We start from the raw sequence: 20371 nt of genomic DNA, 5'->3' as shown, positions 1-20371 counted from the left end.
TAAACTTACAATTTGCCGCATATTTACAACAAAATAATGCACAGATTTTATCTAAAATATAGGTTTTAAAAGCATATTTTGGATGAGAAAAACCGCTTCACACTTTTTTAAAAAATATGCTGACGGAGGCAAACATGACATTAAGGATAAAAGCTTTTTTAGTGCTTATGACTTCATTGCTAGGCTTGATTGGCTTTGCAACATTCATGCCGGTAAGTGCCCAAGAAGGCATTGCCATTCCACCGCCAAAGCTTGACCAAAGCCAAGCCAAAGCGCCGCAAGTCATCGTGTTGGCTGGTGGTTGTTTTTGGGGCGTACAAGGCGTTTTCCAACATACTAAAGGTGTGATAAGCGCAGTTTCCGGCTATGCGGGCGGCGCTAGCGAAACAGCTAATTATGGTGCTGTGACGAGTGGCACAACTGGCCACGCTGAAGCGGTTAAAGTTACATTTGACCCTGCACAAATCAGCTATGGTGAAATTTTGCAAATCTATTTTTCGGTTGCCCATGACCCAACCCTACTCAACCGGCAAGGGCCAGATCGTGGCACACAATACAGATCGGCTATTTTTCCGCAAACTGCAGAACAAGCAAAAATCGCTAAGGCCTATATCGGTCAGCTTAACGCAGCCCGTGTTTATAAAAGTGCTATTGTTACCAAAATTGAAATGGACAAGTCTTTTTATCCTGCAGAAGCCTATCATCAAGATTATTTAACCAATAATCCAACCCAACCCTATATCCTTTATAATGATTTACCAAAGATCGAAAATTTGAAGCAATTATTTGCTCAATATTATAGTACAAGCCCCCGTCTCGTCGCACAAACAGGTATTTAAGCTAGATATCTATTAATGGTGTAAACATTCCCAAAAAAAGCTGATAAGGCTTAACAAGCAGCTTTTAAAAATGACATTAAGTTAAATTTTATAATTTAGGGTCGGTGCTTGCTTCTATCACCAACCCTAAAACGTTTATATTAATATGGTAAATTTAAATTTTAATATCAAATGCAAAAATATTTAATTTAAATAATGGAGTTTACCGTATAATATGATATTAATTTGATAAATATTATTTATATTTGATGATATGTTGGAGTAATTGTGGAAAAAATATTTTCTATATTGGTATTTATCTTTCTTTTTACTTTACCAACCTATGCTCAACAAGCAACTGGTAGCGATTGGAATGAAAGTGAAAAAGCCCAATTGCAAAAAGAAATATCAAACCTCATAAGCAATTTTCAATCAAAAGATTTTAAAAAATTAATTAGTTTAACCCCGCCTGCAATATATGAGCAAATGGCCAACGAACTTGATATTGATATTGATGCGATCAAGGAAATATTAATCAATATGAATACTGAAAGTTATAAAAATATTATGTCCGTAAAGCTTCAATTTAATCCTAATGACGTTGATTATCGGCAACTGAGCAATGGTGAAAAATATGCGATCATTCCCATGTCCAGCGAGGTCGAAATGCGTGATGGCAATAAAAAAAAATCCGAGCTTCCCACCGTCGCCCTTATGATTGATAGTAAGCGCTATTTCGTTAATGCTAAAGGTCACGAGCAATTAGAATTATTAAAAACACTTTACCCACAGTTTAAAGATATTAATGTCGACATAAATTAGTTTTTCATATATTAACCAAGTTGAGGGCAGTAATGCGCTCTATAATTTTTGTGCTCTGCATTATATTCGCCAAGGATTGCTCAAAGTTTTAAAAATAATCTTGGAACTTATTGCCATCAAAATGACAATTATTAAGTAAAAAGTCTAGCAAGATGAAATTTTACTTTTGGATTTGTCTTTATGTATGAAAAACACTTTTTTAAGTTTTTAATATGCTCGGTTCTATTATCTTGCACCATGCAAGCCAAGGCGCAAGATAGCGATGAAAATGCTTACATGGAATAAATCGTCATTTATTGTAAAAACTTAACATCACTCAATAAACGCAAGTTTTTTGAACAATATCATATGGAAAATTAAGTTTATCAGCTATGAGTAACCCCTGATAAGTATTTCTAGATATTATTTGCAAGGAAGCATCTTTTTTGGCAGAAAAAACCGTCAATATTTTATTGATATCATCATTATTTTCATTAACAAATTTATTTTGATTTTTAAAAAACTTAAAATGTTGGTTGTTTATGATGAATTCAAACCCCTCCCCTATTGAATAATTGAATATTTCGTTTCCAATGACGATTTCTAAGCTTTTTTCTCGTGCGCCATTATTATTTTGACATAGAAAATTAAAGCTAACAGCAAAATCGCTCAGTTTCGTATCTCTGGTTGTTTTAAAATAAGCCTGTGTTGATAATAAGAATATGTCTCTTTTTTCCTCAATATTCATATAAAAATTAAGCACTGCCATTTCTATACAATGATCATTGTTTTTCTTGCAATTTAGAAATATCTCATCTCTTTTTTGATAAAACTGGTTCAATGCAGCAATTTCATAACCATAGGTAGTTTTTAAATATTCGTTTTGCGCTGCATCAAAATTTTGCCCAAAAGATGATTGGGCATAGCCAAAAAAACTAAAAATCAACAATAGAGAAATAGACAAAGTTTTATAAAGTTTAAGCATTTTAAACCTTGCTTTTGAAACTAATTATCAAAACCACTCATAAATATATTATTATGCATTTTCAGTTATTGGGCCCGATTTTAAGAGTAGTGCAGGGTTTAAGCACTGCTCTTTGCAGTTGATTAATGCAAAAAGGGAAGTGCAGTGCACTTCTCTTTAAAGCAATTAACGAATAACTTTGGCAGCACGATCAATAACAGCCTGCGGAACAGTTACACCTAATTTTTCAGCGGCTTTTAAATCAATTGAAATATCTTTGGCGGGCGGCGTCGTAACCGCAATATCAGCTGGCTTTTCACCTTTTAAGATACGCTCAACCAACTTACCAGTTTCAAGCCCAGCATCATAATAATTAATACCTTGTGCAGCAAATGGTCCGCGTCCAATCGAACTTGCATCGGCTGTAAATAGTGGTGTTTGACTTTCAAGAGCAACCACAGATACCCCTTCAAGAACTGAAATGATCATATTATCAGTTGGTACATAAATAACGTCAACCTTGCCAAGCAGTGAACGGGTTGCAGCTTGCACATCTGATGCTTTTGATGCAGATGATGGGATGACATTAATATTATTAGCCTTTGCTACTTCTTCTAACAATTTCAAATTAGAAACAGAATTAGCTTCACCGGCATTGTAAAGATAGCCAATATTTTTTAAATCTGGAAAGATTTCTTTCAATAGCTTGATATGCTCATCAACTGGTGAGCGATCTGATACGCCTGTTACATTTGCGCCGGGCTTTTCAAGGCTAGCAACCAATTTGGCTTCCACTGGATCAGATACGGCAGAAAATACAATTGGAATTTCTTTGGTGGTTGCTGCCATGGTTTGTGCTGATGGGGTCGCAATGGCGACAATCACATTGGGTTCTTCACCTACAAACTGACGGGCAATTTGCGTCGCGGTTGGAATATTACCCTGTGCCGATTGGAAGTTAATGGTTAAATTTTCACCCTTTTTATAGCCTTGCTGTTCAAGATAATCTTCAACGCCTTTGCGCACAGCATCAAGGGCTGGGTGAGCAACAATTTGAGTAATATCAACTTGTACCTTATCGGTAGCGCTTGCCGATAAACTCGTTAGGCTTAGCAATGCAAAGGATAAAGCCGCCACTGCAGCAACCAGTATTTTTTTCATAATTCATTCCCTTTTTTTGTGGGATTAACGCGATTTACGGTTTTGTTGCTACTTTTATGCATGAAATTATAAACAAAGGCAATTATTTTACCAAATAAAATAGCGCTCTCCCCACAAGATGAAACATGAATTAAAGGACCGTGTTTTAATTGATCTTTGTATAAGTTCGTGATATCGCGGGATAACGATATATTTAATGGCGGGCTTATGGTTTTCTCATCTCTTTCATTTATTTTTTTGCTATTCCCCCTTGCGCTGTTTTTAGACACGCTTGCGCGCTCGTTTAAGAACATTTATTTACGTAATAGTTTTTTATTGGCTATTAGCTTACTGTTTTATATCTGGGGCGAAGCTTATAATGTTTTCTTACTGCTTGGACTTGCTATTTTAAATTATATTGGAGGTAATAATATTGCAAACTCCAAACATAAAAAAATTCATCTTCTAACCTTGGTTTTTATTAATCTTGGTATTCTTTTTTATTATAAATATTTTGTTTGGGCAATGTCGTTAATATTGCCCAATGTTTCAGTTTCTCATCATGCTATGCCACTTGGCATCAGTTTTTTTACCTTCCATGCTTTAAGTTATATTATCGATATATATCGTGGACAAATAAAGCCCGCCAGAAACGCCCTTGATTTTTTAACATATTTTTGCATGTTTCCCCATCTTGTTGCCGGACCAATTGTGCGCTTTGCGCAAGTGCAAGATGACATAGACCAACGAGGCCCAAGCCGCGAATTATTCAATTTTGGTGTCTATCGCTTTTTGGTTGGTCTTAACAAAAAAATATTGATTGCCAATTCAGCGGCTCACCTTGCTGACGCAGCTTTTGCCAATTCTATTAGCGGGATTGGCATGATAGATGCTTGGATTGGTATTATTGCCTATGCAATCCAGATTTATTTCGATTTTTCTGGCTATTCGGATATGGCAATTGGTCTTGCAGCCATGATGGGTTTCCGTTTTGAAGAAAACTTTAAACGCCCTTATTCCTCTGCCTCGATTAAAGAATTTTGGCGTCGTTGGCATATATCACTTTCAAGTTGGTTCCGTGATTATGTTTATATTCCCCTTGGCGGCAGCCGTTCTGGTGAATGGGGTACTTATCGTAACATGATTATTGTATTCTTCCTTTGCGGCTTATGGCATGGGGCCAATATGACCTTTGTCATTTGGGGCTTATGGCATGGGGCGTTTTTGGTGTTTGAACGATTAAAGCCAATCGCAGCTTTAATCGATCGTTTGCCAATTTTTGTTATGCGCTTTTACACAATCATCATTGTATTGATTGGTTGGGTATTTTTTAGATCGAATGATTTAAGTTCGGCTATGGCCTATATTGGGCATATGTTTAGTTTCCAAGGTATGGAAGTAAACCTCACCTATTATAAAATTGCCAGTCTTTTAACTCTTGCTGGTATTATTACTGTGCTTATTCCTGATCGGTTCATTCCGCAGCCAACTTCACATAAGCCAACCGCCTTTGGTTTTAGCATTTATCTTGTACAGGCAGCTTTATTTGTCATATCGTTGTCCATGCAATTAACCAATTCACGCAATCCATTTATTTATTTTAATTTTTAAACCAAGGAAGGAAAACAGATGAAAAATACTATTAAAAACATAATTTCCTGTCTTTTCCTATTAGCAATATTTACTATCCCACTATTGCTTTTTTTAAAGCCGGCAGGTGAGTTGCTTATTGACGAAAGACGCGAAGCTGCAACATTTCCTTTAAAAATTAAAAATGCAAGTTCTCGTTCAATCAAGGGGTATTTTGCAGATATAGATAAATTCGTTTCAGATAATTTTCCAGCCCGCTCTAATCTTATAGGGATAAATAGAAATATTACTCTTGTTTTTAATGATAATATCGATCCGCAAAAGGCTTTTAAGGGGCACGAAAATTGGTTGTATTTAGGCAATAATTTTGAAAACACCATTGATAAATTTACTGGAAGCAAACATTTTACCAAAGAAGATGCCTTAAAAAGTGTTGAAAGGCTTGAAGCTTATGCAAATGTTTTTAAAAAACATGGGATAAAAACAATATTTCTGGTTGGGCCTGATAAACAAAGTATATATCCAGAAAATTTACCATCAATACTTAAACCTTCACCCAAGCGTTATATAACACCAATTATCACACAAATGCAAAATGATGGTGTTGATGTTTATGATCCAACGCAGGATTTAATTAATTATAAGCAAGCAGGCTTGTTGTATTATCGTACCGACACCCATTGGAATTTTAAAGCAGGTGAACTTGTTGCATTAAAGCTATTGCAAAAATGGAATTTGAACCCACCACCTCCCTACAAGATTGAATTGGCAAAATCTTTTGCCGGCGATATTGTATCGATTGCTAACCTTACCACCATTCCACTTATTGATGACGATAATTACATTATAAAATATAAGTCGCCAACGCCTAACGCCAAGCTTAAAAAAGAAGATGGTAGCGAAACTCAATTCGATTTAGGTACTATTGCAACAACAGATAATAATATTATAATTAATCCTGACGCTGCCAATCAGGTGGATTTATGGATCGTGGGAGATTCTTTTACCGGTGCAATACAACCTTTTTTAGCTGGTGCGATAAGCCATATTGAAATGATGCATATTCAAAAAAATTCTCCTGATGAGATTGCAAAAAGATTAGCAAATGCTAAGAAAAAACCACGATTTGCTTTAATTGTACTTGTTGAGCGTGGTATATAAGGTTATTATCGCGAAAGACTTGATAATATAGGGCAAAAGCGGGCAAAAAGTCCAAGCAGCATTTGATTGAAAATACGATGTTCTTCTTGCCAGCTATCAAGCTCATTGATCGGCACAGGATTTTGTCCGTCAAGCTTGCTCATCAAACGTTTGCCAAGGGTTTTATACTGATAATCAGATACTTCCCCCGTAATATCACAAGCGCGGATACAGGGACTTAAAGCAACAACCAAATCCTGCAAATGACGCATTTCCATCTGCCCTTGGTCCCAATTGGTTTTAATAGTTGCTTTAGATAAAACGTCCTTGTCAATGGACAGATAAATTGACTGATTTTGGCATATTTGCGCGCTGATAAAGGCTGACACCAGATCATCAATATTCTTAAAACTCATGAAGCAATTTTTTAAGCCGAGATATTTTGCCCAGCCAACATCAACACCAGTTGACCAATAGGTAAGCTTGCCGCGGATAAGCGGACTTAAGCGGTTTTCAACTGCATGGCTTAAACCAATATCATTTGAGGTTATGCCAAGCACATGGACATGGTCAACAAATGGCAGTGCAGCCGTATAGCTTACCCACGAGCCGCAATGAATGCCAAAAGGGTAACGCATATTATCTGGATGGTTGTCCAAAATAACCACGGTAAGGCGTTTATCACCCAATAATTTGGCTTGGCGTGCAATGAGCAAATGGCTAATATGATGATAGTCACCACTGCCTAAAAATACTGGGCCTTGATGGTCGCCCAATTGGTCTTCAAGATAAGCCCCAAGCTTTTTATAATTGCGCATCGATGCGGCAAAGCGAATAGTTTTTTGATAATCGCTAAGCGGTAATCTTATTTCATCCTCTAAGGATTTAACGCTGTGATCAAAATCGAGAATAATTGGCTTCATAGATTATTCTCCACCGATGTGGCAGCGTTATTTTCTTTTGGCGCTATAGCCATACTATCACTTTCAAAGTGATGGCGAAAATGCTTTAAAATCCGTCGCAAAACTGGATTGCGGATGTAAACTGCATGTTGGGTCATGGCAAATTTTGCCCCAAGCGAAGCTTTTACTTTAGGATCTGTCCAGCCGGCAACATAAAATTCTAAGCGATGGGCGAACGCATATTCAAGATTGATAAACCAGCTTAAAAAATACAAATTATAATTGGTCGCAGCTGGATACTCAAAACCGATATATTTATCAATCAGCTTATTGTCATGGATAAAACAAATATTATAGCCGATAAGCTGATTATCCTTGGTTTTATAAGTAAAAACGCGCAAAGAGGGATCAGGATTTTGCAATAAATTGGCAAAAAAATCACGGCTTAATAGGTCAAAATGCACTTCACTTTGCTGATAGACCTGTAAATAAAGGCTATAATATTGATCAAGTGCTTTTTCATCAAAAAACAACGAGTTTCCTGCTTCAAGCACATCAATAATCAATTCATCACGGTGACGAAGTTTACGGCGAAAATCTTTGCGGCGATTTTTTGAAAAACGGTTCAAATATTCATCAATTGAGGTAAAATCCATTTTTACATAGGCAAGCGCCTGCCCCTCAACCTTGATAAAGCCGCAACGCTCTAAGGCGTTTAAAAAATTGCAACTTGCATCACTATCACTAAGGCATACCAAAGGATTTTGCAGTGGCAAATCTTTAACAATGACCAAAGGATAATTGGTCTTTGCTTTGGTTATTAATTCTTGAGCTGAGCTGTCAAAATCAAAATTTTCAGGTAAGGGTGTAAATTCACTTACCGTGGTGCCGACAAAAAGCGTGTTAAATTTTAAAAGCCGCGACCATATTTTAAAAAACGGCAGGCTTTCCATACGCTTTCGTGCATCGCTTTCCAACGTGGTTAAAAGATCAAACTTAGCGCCAAAGCAAGGCAAACCAGAATTTAAATCAATGCTTATAAAGTCTTTTGGCAAATAAGCAAAAAAGAGGCTAGACAAATGACTAGGCTCAAGATTATTGCGCGAATAAATAACTTTATCCGTGCCTATTTCCTTGTGCTTAGTCACTTGAACAACCTCTTTTTCTCACCCTATCACTAGGGATTGCGACGCACGAAATTACATGCTGGCTTTTGCCCGCTTCAATAATTGGTCAAGCAAGGCAATGGCCTTATCAATTTCCGCTTTGCTAATCATCAAAGATGGTGCAAGGGTGATAACGTTCTTGTAATAACCACCAACATCCAAGACAAGACCGGTTTTTTGACCTTCATATTCAAGATCACCTGAAAGGCCAATGTCAACCATCCGGTCAAGCAATTCACGGTTAGGTGTAAAGCCATCTTCGTTACAAATTTCGCAACGAAGAGCAAGACCAAGACCATCAACATCGCCAATTTCAGGATGACGTTTTTGCAAATCTTGTAAACCTTCAAGGAAATGCGCACCCTTTTCCATAACCATGCCTTCAAAATCGGTTTCGGCGGTCATGCGCATTACTTCCAAGCCAAGCGCAGTGCCAAGCGGATTAGATGCAAAGGTTGAATGGGTTGAACCTGGAGGGAACACTTTAGGATTGATCAATTCTTCCCGCGCCCAAAGGCCACCAAGCGGATTAAGTCCATTGGTCAAGGCTTTGGCAAATACAAGCACGTCAGGGGTGACGCCGAAATGCTCAATTGACCATAATTTACCAGTGCGATAAAAGCCCATCTGGATTTCATCAACAACCATTAAAATGCCATATTGATCAAGAACTTTCTTGATGCCTTTGAAGAAGTTGCGCGGTGGCACGACGTAACCGCCAGTACCTTGTAAGGGCTCGATATAAAAGGCAGCATATTCAGCCTCGCTTGCCTTAGGATCCCAAACGCCATTATATTCTGTTTCAAAAAGACGGGCAAATTCATTCACGCAATGTTCGCCATATTCTTCAACGCTCATTCCGCGGGGGCGGCGAAATGGGTATGGAAAAGGCAAGAACATTGCGCGTTCGCCAAAATGGCCATAACGACGACGATAGCGGTAGCTTGATGTGATGGATGAAGCACCAAGCGTGCGGCCGTGATAGCCACCTTCAAAGGCGAACATTAAGCTTTTGCCATTTTTTGCATTGCGTACGATTTTTAATGAATCTTCAATTGATTGCGAACCACCAACATTGAAATGCACGCGGCCATCAAGACCGAATTTGTTTTTCATGTCTACAGCGATGGTTTTTGCAAGCTCAATTTTGGTTGGATGCAAATATTGACTAGCAGTTTGTGGTAAAGTATCAATTTGTTGTTTTAGCACTTCATTGAGGCGTGGATTGGCATAACCAAAATTGACCGCAGAATACCACATTTGCAAATCAAGATAAGGAATGCCCTTAAGGTCGTACATATAAGACCCTTCGCAGCCGGCGAAGATTTTTGGTGGATTGACGTAATGAACCGTATCGCCAAACGAACAATATTTTGCTTCATCTTGAAGTAAATTATTTTCAATTTCGTTTGCTTCGCCGTCTTTATATCCGTGAAATATTGCCATTGCAATTGCTCCAAACTTTTAAGTAATGCAGAATTAGCAAAGGCTTTTGTTCGTGGCTGTAGGCTTTATGTAGCGATTTGGTAACAAGGTAACAATTGTATATGTCTTATGTTTTGGTTCTTAAAATACCAAATAAATCATATAAAATAGGTGATATTTAAGTTGTATTTGTAACGCAACCGGCCATTTTCGTCTTTAGAAGTAATAAATTAAGTCAAAAAACGCAATTAATTTGTGTCAAAAATGTGATTATTTTTAATTGAAAACAATTTACATTGTGCCAAGGGCTTGCTAATCTTATACATTCAAACTTCTTTAAAATCGAGTTTTTAACTAAGGGGAAAACTGGATGACAAAAAAAACAAATAATCCAGACGAGCAGCACCTTGAGCGCGGGCTTGAAAACCGTCATATTCAGCTGATTGCGATTGGCGGGGCTATCGGCACCGGTCTATTTATGGGCTCTGGTAAAACTATTCACGCGGCAGGGCCATCAATTGTGCTTGTCTATGCGATTATTGGTTTTATGCTGTTTTTCGTCATGCGCGCTATGGGTGAATTATTACTTGCCAATACAGAATATAAATCCTTTATCGATTTTTCGGCTGATCTTTTAGGCCCTTGGGCCGGTTTTTTCATCGGCTGGACCTATTGGCTATGTTGGATTGTAACGGGCGTTGCTGATGTTATTGCCATTGCCGGTTATGCGCATTTCTGGTGGCCATGGCTTAATCCATGGATTCCGGTGCTTATGTGCGTTGCCGCATTTTTTATCCTCAATATTGTTGCAGTAAAATTATTTGGAGAATTAGAGTTCTGGTTTGCTTTAATTAAAATCGTGGCTATTTTAGCGCTGATTGCCATTGGCGTTTATATGATTGTTACCGGTTTTACCTCTCCAAATGGCAATGTTACCTCACTTAGCAATGTCTGGAATGGTGGCAATATCTTCCCCAATGGTGTAATGGGCTTTTTTGCTGGCTTCCAAATTGCAGTTTTTGCCTTTGTGGGTATTGAACTTGCCGGTACTGCTGCGGCAGAAGTGAAACATCCAGAGCGCACATTGCCAAAAGCGATTAACTCAATTCCAATTCGGGTTATTTTCTTCTATGTTTTATCGCTCATTATTATTATGTCGGTAACCCCTTGGGATCAGGTTGATCCAACAAAGAGCCCATTTGTTGAAATGTTTGTGCTTATTGGTATTCCAATTGCTGCAAGCCTTGTTAATTTTGTGGTGCTAACCTCAGCGGCGTCATCAGCTAATAGTGGTGTTTTCTCAACCAGTCGCATGGTCTATGGTCTTGCTGAAAAAGATGGAGCGCCAAAGGTTCTTGGCAAATTATCAAGCAAACGCGTTCCAGCTAATGGTTTGTTATTCTCATGCCTTTGCATCTTGATTGGTTATTCAGTTTTATCCATTATTCCAACCGTTATGGGTGCATTTACAGTTGTGACCACCATCTCAGCTATTTTGTTTATGTTTGTTTGGACAATCATTCTCATTAGCTATGTGGTTTATCGCAAAAAACGTCCAGATCAACATGCGATTTCAATCTATAAAATGCCTGGTGGCGTTGCTATGTGTTACGTGGTCATGGCGTTCTTCGTGTTTATTTTAGCACTATTGTCACTTGAAGCAGATACCCGTATTGCACTTATCTATACACCATTATGGTTTGTTTTGCTTGCTGTTTGCTTCTTTGCTTTTGCGCGCAAAACCTATCATCAAAAATAAACAGAGCTCATTGAGTAGTAGTTAAATATACAAAGCCGGCGAATTTTTTCGCCGGCTTTTTATTTGTCTTTTTGTATATGATCAACAATCATGTTTTTGATGAGCTTTGGAGCAAAATATTCTGATAAAGAAAACAAAAACAATTTAGCATAATAATCATAAATAGGAGGATTTATTGTTTGAATTTGTTTAAATGAACGGACAAGGCCCTCAATATACATGCCATCTTCAAGATCAATGCCACATTTTAAAATACGGATGAGGCGATTATATAAATAATCGCAATAAGCAAAACAATACTCATTATCACCGCAATTTTCAATTTGCCACTGCGCCATCATAGTTCCATCTTTAATAACAAGTTGGTATAGATTGCGAAAAAAAGCCATTGGTGTCAAATGGATAAGTCACGGCGTAAAAGTCTCCTTTCACAAGTAAAACAAGTAAAACTGATTAAGTATTTCTTTTGGGGTTTACCGGCTTTTTCTACTGCGATTTTAGCAGGCGTAAAGAAAAACACGCCTACGCTTTATTTGCGCAAATTATTTTATCTAATAAATGATTTGATCTTATGCTGGCGGCAAAAATCTGTTAAATAATTTTTAAATGTTATTTTATTATTTTTATAATAATACAAGTTTAAGAGACATTATGAGCGAAAAGCAGGTAACCACGAAGAAAAATATTTTTATCTGGATAGCGATAATAATAGATTGTCTTGCGATAGTTAAATTTATGTTGTCTTTTGCAAGTATGACTTTTTTTACTAATTAACTAGGAGAAGATTTAACTTACTCGATTTTTGATTTTTTAATTTTTGTGAATTCATTATCTTTGATCTTCAATTTTCCAGTTTTGATTATTTTAGGTGCAATTTTTTGGGGTATGGGGCTTCAGTCTGGGCGTTTTTCAGACCAACGGACAGATCTTATCGTTAGTATTATAAAAATTCATCTGGTCATATTATTTTTTGTTGCCATGTTATTATTAAGCATATGGATAAGTAAACTATAACCACCGCCCATTTTTTTGAGGAAGTGTAGACAATCTACGTGCAGATATTTTCGTAGATTTTTTGCCCACTTTGCTGTTAAACTTTTAAATTTCTGGTAAATAATTGCCAAGATTATGGTAGTAAAAAAAATAGGAAATAGGGTATAAATGAGCAATTTTTTAAGCACCTATCATGAAGCTGATGGAGATCCAATTTTGGCATTAATGGATCTTTTGCGCAAAGATCCACGCGAAGATTGTATTGATTTAGGTGTGGGTGTTTACCGCGATGACAAGGGCGACACCCCGATAATGCAAGCAGTAAAAGCTGCTGAAGAAGGTATTTTGCGCGATGAAAAAACCAAAACCTATCTTGGTATTCGGGGCAATATCGGCTTTCTTGATCTTTTATCGACTAAAATTTTTAGCCATGATCTTAATCTATCTAGCTTGCAAACGCCGGGTGGTTCGGGCGCTTTACGTGCACTTGCCGATTTTTTAGCCATTGATGGCAAAAAAATTATTTGGCTACCCAACCCCACATGGGGCAATCATCGCGCTATTTTTCAAGCGTGCGGCCATAGTTTTGCAACTTACGCTTATTATAACGCAAAAACTGCAAGCCTTGATTTTAGCGCCATGTTGGCAGATCTTGAAACAGCTCAAAAAGGCGATGTTGTGCTGTTGCATGGTGTTTGCCATAATCCAACCGGAGTTGATCTTGACGCTGAGCAATGGCAGCAAGTGGCTGATTTATTATTGCGCAAAGAGCTTATTCCCTTTATTGACCTTGCTTATTTGGGGCTTGGCAGCAATTTACAACAAGATTTGGACGGCCTTCGCATTATTACCCATACCTTGCCTGCAGGATTGGTAGCAATTAGCGCATCTAAAAACTTTGCCCTTTACCGAGAGCGCACCGGCGCTGCCTTTGTTTTTTCTCATGAAGGGGCAACGCAAAAAGCTGTGCAATCGCAATTAAGTCGCGTGGCTCGTGTTAGCTATTCGATGCCACCAGATCATGGCGCAGAAATTGTTCGGCGCATTTTAGTTGATAAAAACCTTTATCAAAATTGGCATCAGGAACTTGCGCTTATGTGTGGGCGCATTAATAGCTTGCGCAAAAGCTTAGCTGATGAATTAGCAGTATTTTTTGAACCTGATCGCTTTGCCTATATTGAAAAAGGCAAGGGCATGTTTTCCCTTCTACCGCTTGATGAGCAGGCGGTAAATCGCTTGCGCGAAGAATTTGCCATTTACGTAGTACCTGGCGGGCGCATTAATATTGCAGGTTTAAAAATCCAAGAATGTCAACGTTTTGCAAGTGCTGTTGCTAAAGTGCTTAGTGCTTAGTGCTTAATCCAATACCGACACTGGAACACTTCATGGTGATGAATGAAGTGTTCCATTTTTAATATTTTATATGTCTTTATTCAAAAAATTTAAGCAATGGTGCAAGGCAAAATACGACACCAAAGCCAAATACATACCAATAAGATGGGGTGATAAATTTACGCAATGCCGGCACTTTTAAAATTAAACAACAAGGAATGATAAAGCCGACAATGCCATTTAAGGGTGAGAGGAATTGTATCATGGCAATAACCGAAAAGTCTAAAGCCACCCAGCCCCAAAGAATAAGAATGATAATTGCACAAATACCAATTTGTACAATGAAATTAGGTATATTCGCCACATTCATAATGCGTGAAAGTAGGTTTATGATGATGCCTTTAAAAGCTTCATAAACACCAAGAAAAATGGCAAAAAACGCCGTTACTATCGCAAATACATTAAGCAATACCGACATAATCGCAATCGTTTTACCGCTTAAGACACTCGCTGCCAATGCAAGGGCAGAAATATTTTGCTGCTTTGCTGAAACTGCTTGTTCATGATTAATTGAAAAGGTAAAAGACAGTGCAAAAAATAAAACGCAAACCACTAAGACAATAAAGGCAATCAAGTTGACGCGTAATGCGCGATAAGTTGCTTTTTGTGGATCTGGTTCAGTTTTGCGAAAGGCAATATTCATTGGGCTTAGAATTTGCAGAAATAAAATAGAAAATAGCGCAAATGGCAAAGTTAAAATTGTATCCCTAACAAAAGAGAGTACTGGTGGAAAGCCTGGAATGTTTGAAAAGTCCCAATAGGGTACCATGACGATGCCAAGTAATACCACAATAGCTACTTTGGCGACCACCATTGGACCAGAAATTCTAAAAAGCAGCCGCTCGCCTTGGGCAGCAATCAACACCAAAAATGTTAGCAATCCTAAAATATACCAGATATTTTGGGATAAAAGCCCTTCCGTAACGCCAAAAGTTTGTAAATATTTAGCACTATCAATAGTGATAGTAAGGGAATATCCTAAAATGCCTTTAAACAGCATAAGAAGGTATAAAACACCGAGTACCACCCCCCAATTTTTGCCAAGATATTGGCTAATTACATTGGAGTAATCCTCGCATTCACTTGTTTCGGAAAGGCTTTTTAAATAAAGTGCTTGCATCCAGTAGCATGCAGGGTAGGCGAGCAATAAGGCGGCCAAAAATACCCATATGCCTTTTAATCCCACTTGAATTGGTAGATAAATAATTCCTGCACCAATTGCCATACCGATGCATAAGACTACCCAACCAAGATCATAGCGGGTAAACGGAATTTTTTCGGTTTTGCTGGTATTTAAAGCAGTTGTTGAACTTATATCCATAATATTTCCCCTTTATTTTTATAAAATTTTACGGATTTATGTAGTGTTTTATTGAAATGCCGCCTCCAATCGCTTTAAAGCCTCATTTAATGTTTGGCGGGTGCAACCAAGATTAACCCGCATAAAACCATGTCCTTCTTGACCAAATTTGCGCCCATCATCAAACCATAGCCCAGCCTTGGTTAGGAAAAAATCGTTTAGATCTTCGGCTGATAAGTTCAATTGCCGACAATCGAGCCAAGATAGGTAAAGCGAATCCATTGGTAATGCGGTGAGTGGCAAATTAGAATTATTAACTTTTGAAGCAAATATTTGTTGGTTTTCACGAACATATTTTAATAAGTCATCTAGCCACTCTTCTCCTTGGCTATAGGCAGCTTCAGTCGCCACCATGCCCATAATATTAATCAAGTTTAAACCGCAAGTCTTCATATGGGCGGTTAGCTTTTCCCTTATAACTGGATTTGCAATATAATTATTAGAGCATTGCAAACCGGCAAGATTAAACGATTTGCTAGCTGCCGTACAAATAATCGAATTTTGAGCATATTCATCACCAAGTGAAGCAAAGGGTACAAATTTTTTGCCCGGATCCATAATGAGGTCGCCATGAATTTCATCAGATACAACAATTACATTATGGGCGGCACATATATCGCCCATGGTCTTTAACTCGTGAGATGACCAAACATTACCGGTTGGATTATGGGGATTACATAAAATAAATAATTTTGTATCCGCCGTGATGGCCTTTTCAAAAAGCTCTGCGTCAAATACATATCGCTCGCCGACAAGTTGTAACGGGGCAGTAACAAGCTTGCGGCCATTGGTGATAACATCTTGGTGGAAATGGATGTAAACAGGTGGTTGCACCAAAATACTATCATTGGGCGTGGTAAAAGCCTGTATAATCATGTTAAGCATAGTAACTATGCCGGGGCTAAGCACAAGCCAGTCAGGATCAGTATGCCAATTATGACGCTTTTTTTGCCATGTTGTTATTGCTTGCCTATAGGAGGCACTCACACCGCTATAACCCAAAACACCATGATCTAATACATTTTGAAGAGCAGAAGTGATACAAGGCGCGACCCTAAAATCCATATCGGCAACCCACATAGGGAGTGGATCTAACTGCACCTGTTGCTTTGTCAAAAAACGATCAGGATATGACCATTTCATTGAATTTGAAGATTTGCGATCAATAGTCTCATCAAAATTAACCATAATTTATTCCTCCTCCTTGAATAAATCTATGATAAATCTTTAAGAAAAGCACGTGAAATGGCTTCTACCTCGTAGTTAAATCGTCAAGTATTAATAACGCATACCGCATTTATGAGCTAAATTTAGCCATTAAAGATGCGTTTCTTTACTCATCATCATTATTATTTTTAATAAATTTGTAGGTAGTTCCAATCATTGCCCCTTAATGATTTCCCATTTTATAATTTAACTTCAATATGGAAAAAAAAGAAATGTAATTTTTCAATTTATTTATAAAATTTTTAAAAATGAGTTATTGTAGTTTTGTATCGAAAACTGCGATAGTTGTAAAACGAGCTAAATTGCAAAGCCTAATCAAGACAGTCAGCATTTTGCATTTAACCCCATCTCAACGATCAAAAATCTCAACCAATTAGCAGCACAGCATGGCACTTGCAGTGTTTCGCTAACGCCGCAAGTTAAAATAGCTTTTAAAAAATTATTGCTGATTATAATGATGCAATGAGCGCGATTTATCAGCGCGGAACTGCGATCAAGGGTAGTTTATGAATTATCATCAGATTTACTTATAGGTATAAAAAGTAGCACCGATCATTGATGCTTTTAAAATGGCCGTTCGCCATTTTTAAGCCTTTGTTCAATATCATCAATAACAGGTATAAGATCGGCTATAGTTTCAATGACATAATGCGCACCTGCAGCTTTTAAGCGTGGTGCAATTTTAGCCATTAGATCATTGCGGGCATTTTTGTCCATCGCCTCATAATCTGCAAGGCTTAAAGCTGCTTCATTACCGCTTAAGGCAAGGCCAATGGTCCATGATCCAGCAGCAACTCCCTCCATAATACCAACGCCGGTATCATCAATTTTTACGGTGAGATGCGCCGGCCACACACAAAGGTCTAAAAAGCATTGATACATATTAAGCGGTGTTGGCCGCCCAAACGGTAGATCACCGGCACAAACAAGATTATCTGGCTCATAACCTTGGGCCTTAGTAAGGGGTAAAACACGCTCCATAATCGAGCGTGTATAACCGGTGGTAGAGCCAATTTTCATCTCTCTACGGCGAAGTTCTGCTACAACTTCTAAAGTGCCAGGGATGAGGCTAGCATAATTATGGACAATTGCTTCATTAAGCGGTAAAAAATGCGCGTAAATAGCATCAATATCAGTGTTATCAGCAGTTTTTCCGTGTGTGTCCTGCCATGACTTGGCAATACGTGGTTGGTTTAAGACCGCTACAATATGGTCACGTTTTGGCAACCCCATTGGCGCACGGGCTTCGCCAATCGATATATCAATATCAAAGGCTTTAAAACTTTCAACAAACACACCCATTGGTGCAAAGGAGCCAAAATCTATCGTGGTTCCTGCCCAATCGAAAATTGCCGCTTTTAACTGTGTCACGTTTTTTTCCTATGAAGTTGCTAGGGTCAGGACCTAGAGTGTTGGAGATAAATTTATTCTTTATCGTTTTTTAAATCTCGATAAGATGAAGGCTGCACTAAAGCGCTTTTCTATATCATTTGAATATTGCATAGTTTGCTTCTAGCTTTGACTTATACCGATTACCCTCACCACGAAATCTATATAAGCAGCATTTTCATCTTCAAAATAATAGGGCCTATATCTTTGCCCTTTTTAGCTATAAAAGGTAACGCAATTTTCGCCTTTTTCATATTGATTGGTTATGCTGATACAATCACCACCACCCAAGGAGGGCAAGCATAAATACATGTCATTGTAAAATAATTGCCTCAAAAAAGATCATCCATTACCTCTTCACCCAAAGCAAAAGCGGTTGAAGCGCCAGTGCCACCCGTCACCATTACAAGGCGCACATGATCTTGCGGGCTATCAACCAATACTGTTTTGGTTTTTGATGCGGCATAAGTGCCAATCCAATGAGTAATAATTTCACGCTTTGGTAGATCAATAATTTCATCCAAGCATTCCATCATCAAATCATCAATGGCTGTTTTTGCAAAAGTCTCTGGTGCATTGCCATAAATATGGCTATCCCCAATCACAAGCGAGCCATCAGCTGATTGAACTGCAATTAAATGAATACCCAGTTGCCGCTTTAACGGATAATCACGATCTAACCGCGCGCCAAGAGCAGCAGCTTGCGGCAAAGCAGAAAACCCCTCATAGCGGGCAAGGCTATGATCTGACATTAAAGCTGCATTAAATCTGCAGGTGTTGTTATTAGAAAGATTAGCAGCGCCATTAGGTGCAACGCGCAGCATTTGCAAGGTGCAAATAGAAAGAGCATGCGGGGCAATGCGCTCTGGGTAAAGTGATGAAAAATCATCGCCCGGGCAAACAATTATCGTATTGCCATAAAAATTACCACGACTGGTTTTCACGCGATTATCAATAATGCCAAGGGCTGCGGTTTTCCAGAAAAAATCAACCCCTTTTGCTTCATGAAGCCAATGGGCCAATTTTGGAATTGCTGTCATGGATTCAACCCGCAATTCATGGGGGCTATATAAGATTGCTTCATCACCGGATAATTTAAGGTTGGCAATTTGCGCTTGCGCTTCAGTTTTGGTCAATAATCTACAATCTGCGCCCATATCGGTTTTTAAAAAAGCAGCGACAACGTCGCGCGCTTCCTCGCGATAGGCGGGTAAAACAAGCCCTTTATGCAAGACGTCAATGCCGGCATTAGGAGCAATTTCCGCCCAAATATCGCGGCTACGCTTTGCACGATTATAATGGGCGCCGGCGCGTTGTCCTGTAACGGTTACAAAGCCAAAATTGCGGATAGAAGCACCAACCGCCTTGGCATTGCGCTCGATAATTGCTACTTTTTTACCGCGATTAACCGCAGCCAAAGCACAACCAAGGCCAACAATACCGGCGCCAATAATAATAACATCAAAATGTTTATTCATGGCTTTCCCGCTTTGCAAATATGCCATATTGAATGAGCTTATTGTTCAAGATACCCTTTTGCCAATAAGTTATGACAATGACATTGCGTTTGCATGGCAGAATAATGACAAATATAACAATTGGCAAAACTTGTGCTGAATTGACTTTAAAATGATTGAAAATTGGCAAACTTTGCCATATAATGTTTTAAAATACAGTTTTGAAAGGATATATTATGGCAACCATGAATGTTTCCTTGCCAGACCAGATGAAAAATTGGGCTGAAAAGCAATCAGATAATGGCCGATATCAAAATGTCAGCGATTATATTCGTGATTTAATCCGAAAAGACCAGCAACATCAAATCGCGACACAAGCTTTTCAAAGCGCAATCGATGAAGGTTTACAAAGCGGTACGCCAAAGGCTTTTGATAAGCTTGCATTCAAGCAGCGCATGCGCCAAAAACCTTGAACGATATGGCTTATCAATTAACTCCGCAAGCAGAGCAAGATTTGGAAGAAATTTGGCGTTTTGGTGCGCAAACATGGTCAGAAAATCAAGCTGACAAATATCTAGATGAATTGGTTTCAGTTTTTGAGCTGATCAGCATCATGCCCAATTTAGCACCCTTGCGTCATAATTTTGAGCCTCCTGTGCATATACATGCCCATCATCAACATGTCATTATTTATAATCTTGTTGGTGAGAATATTGTTATTATTCGTATTTTGGGCGGCAAACAAAATTGGCCAGTACTTTTAAAAGAACTTGATTTTTAATGCCTTTGAGACGCCTTATTGTTTATTTATATTATTTATAGTTAGACTATATTTATTATATAGTGAT

18 protein-coding genes are annotated in these 20371 nt (G+C 38.3%); 8 read left to right on the top strand and 10 right to left on the bottom strand.

Annotation, left to right across the window (positions count from 1 at the left end):
* The first annotated feature begins 134 nt into the window (after positions 1-134).
* Together msrA and N6A79_RS14815 are read left to right on the top strand one after the other, a co-directional pair.
* Positions 135-839: a peptide-methionine (S)-S-oxide reductase MsrA gene (gene msrA, locus N6A79_RS14820; RefSeq protein ID WP_442784293.1), complete on the top strand. Its 705-nt coding sequence runs from the start codon at positions 135-137 to the stop codon at positions 837-839.
* 267 nt (positions 840-1106) lie between these two features.
* A complete protein-coding gene (locus N6A79_RS14815) occupies positions 1107-1640 on the top strand; it encodes a hypothetical protein (protein ID WP_263499910.1) in 534 nt (177 codons plus the stop codon).
* A 316-nt stretch (positions 1641-1956) separates the two neighbouring features.
* Here N6A79_RS14815 and N6A79_RS14810 read toward each other — a convergent pair whose 3' ends face one another.
* Both N6A79_RS14810 and N6A79_RS14805 read right to left on the bottom strand, forming a co-directional pair.
* On the bottom strand, positions 1957-2604 hold the full coding sequence (locus N6A79_RS14810) for a hypothetical protein (protein WP_263499909.1): 648 nt from the start codon (positions 2602-2604) through the stop codon (positions 1957-1959).
* A gap of 165 nt (positions 2605-2769) precedes the next feature.
* Positions 2770-3744 carry an ABC transporter substrate-binding protein gene (locus tag N6A79_RS14805; RefSeq protein WP_263499908.1) on the bottom strand — a complete coding sequence of 325 codons (975 nt, stop codon included), beginning with the start codon at positions 3742-3744 and terminating at the stop codon, positions 2770-2772.
* A gap of 207 nt (positions 3745-3951) precedes the next feature.
* Here N6A79_RS14805 and N6A79_RS14800 point away from each other — a divergent pair, with 207 nt between their 5' ends.
* Both N6A79_RS14800 and N6A79_RS14795 read left to right on the top strand, forming a co-directional pair.
* On the top strand, positions 3952-5334 hold the full coding sequence (locus N6A79_RS14800) for an MBOAT family O-acyltransferase (protein WP_268547672.1): 1383 nt from the start codon (positions 3952-3954) through the stop codon (positions 5332-5334).
* Positions 5335-5352: 18 nt separating this feature from the next.
* Positions 5353-6474 (top strand): alginate O-acetyltransferase AlgX-related protein, encoded by a 1122-nt coding sequence (locus N6A79_RS14795; RefSeq protein ID WP_263499906.1) that lies wholly within the window; start codon positions 5353-5355, stop codon positions 6472-6474.
* 5 nt (positions 6475-6479) lie between these two features.
* Here the strand turns inward: N6A79_RS14795 and N6A79_RS14790 are convergent, their stop codons facing one another.
* The 3 genes from N6A79_RS14790 to N6A79_RS14780 are packed head-to-tail and all read right to left on the bottom strand — an operon-like array spanning position 6480 to position 9967.
* The gene (locus tag N6A79_RS14790; RefSeq protein WP_263499905.1) at positions 6480-7376 is read right to left on the bottom strand and encodes a hypothetical protein; all 897 of its coding nucleotides are present in this window, start codon (positions 7374-7376) and stop codon (positions 6480-6482) included.
* Entirely contained in the window at positions 7373-8503 is a 1131-nt protein-coding gene (locus N6A79_RS14785) for a GNAT family N-acetyltransferase (protein WP_263499904.1), read from the bottom strand. The genes N6A79_RS14790 and N6A79_RS14785 overlap by 4 nt, the downstream gene beginning before the upstream one ends.
* 51 nt (positions 8504-8554) lie before the next feature.
* Positions 8555-9967 carry an aspartate aminotransferase family protein gene (locus N6A79_RS14780; protein ID WP_262080852.1) on the bottom strand — a complete coding sequence of 471 codons (1413 nt, stop codon included), beginning with the start codon at positions 9965-9967 and terminating at the stop codon, positions 8555-8557.
* Between the two features lie 349 nt (positions 9968-10316).
* On the opposite strand from N6A79_RS14780, the gene cycA reads away from it, so the two are divergent.
* A complete protein-coding gene (gene cycA, locus N6A79_RS14775; protein WP_182419919.1) occupies positions 10317-11705 on the top strand; it encodes a D-serine/D-alanine/glycine transporter in 1389 nt (462 codons plus the stop codon).
* Between the two features lie 59 nt (positions 11706-11764).
* On the opposite strand, the gene N6A79_RS14770 is transcribed toward cycA, so the two are convergent.
* Positions 11765-12043: a hypothetical protein gene (locus tag N6A79_RS14770; RefSeq protein WP_268547670.1), complete on the bottom strand. Its 279-nt coding sequence runs from the start codon at positions 12041-12043 to the stop codon at positions 11765-11767.
* 823 nt (positions 12044-12866) lie between these two features.
* Here N6A79_RS14770 and N6A79_RS14765 point away from each other — a divergent pair.
* On the top strand, positions 12867-14051 hold the full coding sequence (locus N6A79_RS14765) for an amino acid aminotransferase (RefSeq protein ID WP_263499901.1): 1185 nt from the start codon (positions 12867-12869) through the stop codon (positions 14049-14051).
* A gap of 76 nt (positions 14052-14127) precedes the next feature.
* On the opposite strand, the gene N6A79_RS14760 is transcribed toward N6A79_RS14765, so the two are convergent.
* The 4 genes from N6A79_RS14760 to N6A79_RS14745 form a co-directional block, all read right to left on the bottom strand.
* Positions 14128-15414, bottom strand: coding sequence for an amino acid permease (locus N6A79_RS14760; RefSeq protein WP_442784294.1), 1287 nt, complete (start codon positions 15412-15414; stop codon positions 14128-14130).
* Between the two features lie 45 nt (positions 15415-15459).
* On the bottom strand, positions 15460-16638 hold the full coding sequence (locus tag N6A79_RS14755) for a MalY/PatB family protein (RefSeq protein WP_263499900.1): 1179 nt from the start codon (positions 16636-16638) through the stop codon (positions 15460-15462).
* Between the two features lie 603 nt (positions 16639-17241).
* Entirely contained in the window at positions 17242-18048 is an 807-nt protein-coding gene (phnX, locus tag N6A79_RS14750) for a phosphonoacetaldehyde hydrolase (RefSeq protein ID WP_263499899.1), read from the bottom strand.
* 350 nt (positions 18049-18398) lie between these two features.
* On the bottom strand, positions 18399-19544 hold the full coding sequence (locus N6A79_RS14745; protein WP_263499898.1) for a TIGR03364 family FAD-dependent oxidoreductase: 1146 nt from the start codon (positions 19542-19544) through the stop codon (positions 18399-18401).
* A 215-nt stretch (positions 19545-19759) separates the two neighbouring features.
* Between N6A79_RS14745 and N6A79_RS14740 the strand changes: the two genes are divergently transcribed.
* Together N6A79_RS14740 and N6A79_RS14735 are read left to right on the top strand one after the other, a co-directional pair.
* Positions 19760-19996, top strand: a complete 237-nt coding sequence (locus N6A79_RS14740) for a type II toxin-antitoxin system ParD family antitoxin (RefSeq protein WP_182419911.1) — start codon at positions 19760-19762, stop codon at positions 19994-19996.
* Between the two features lie 5 nt (positions 19997-20001).
* Complete coding sequence (locus tag N6A79_RS14735) at positions 20002-20304, top strand: type II toxin-antitoxin system RelE/ParE family toxin (RefSeq protein WP_182419910.1); 303 nt, start codon at positions 20002-20004, stop codon at positions 20302-20304.
* The last annotated feature ends 67 nt before the right edge of the window (positions 20305-20371 follow it).

Origin of the sequence: Bartonella sp. HY761, assembly GCF_026743145.1 — a bacterium.
Taxonomy (GTDB): Bacteria; Pseudomonadota; Alphaproteobacteria; order Rhizobiales; family Rhizobiaceae; genus HY038.
The sequence above is the reverse complement of the archived record's forward strand: the minus strand, read 5'-3'. Positions and strand labels throughout refer to the sequence as shown.